The following is a 458-nucleotide window of genomic DNA, read 5'->3' on the forward strand; positions in this document are numbered from 1 at the left end:
CGGCACGCCCGGCGCCCCCGCCGCCCCCGGCACCGCACGCCCCACGAAGTCCGGCTCCCGGAACCGCAGCAGCCCGGCGGCCTTAGCCTCCTCGACCGCATCCGCCACCCGCGCGGACGCGAACCCGTCCCCATACGGGCACTCCAACGCATCCACCCGCTTCAACTCCGCCACCCGCCCGAACCGCGCGACCGCCGCCAGCGCGGCATCCCCGTCCAGCCCGACCAGCTCCGACGAGCCGGCGGCGACGCCCTCCCAGCGCGGGGTGGAGCGCCGCAGCACCACCACCGGCACGCCGAACCACGCCGCCTCCTCCTGCAGGCCGCCGGAGTCCGTCACCACCACGCGCGTGGCGGCCAGCGCGGTCAGCATCTCGCGGTAGGGGAGTGGGGCGACCAGGTCGATGCCCGCGTCCGTCAGCGTGTCGAGCAGGCCGGCGGCGGTGAGGCGGTCGCGGG

1 protein-coding gene is annotated in these 458 nt (G+C 77.5%); it reads right to left on the minus strand.

Features of this window, described 5'->3' with window-relative positions:
* On the minus strand, window positions 1-458 hold a 458-nt coding region (locus tag KGQ19_RS48875), incomplete at both ends, for a UDP-N-acetylglucosamine 2-epimerase (RefSeq protein ID WP_212022509.1).

This window comes from Catenulispora pinistramenti (assembly GCF_018274385.1).
Lineage (GTDB): Bacteria > Actinomycetota > Actinomycetes > Streptomycetales > Catenulisporaceae > Catenulispora > Catenulispora pinistramenti.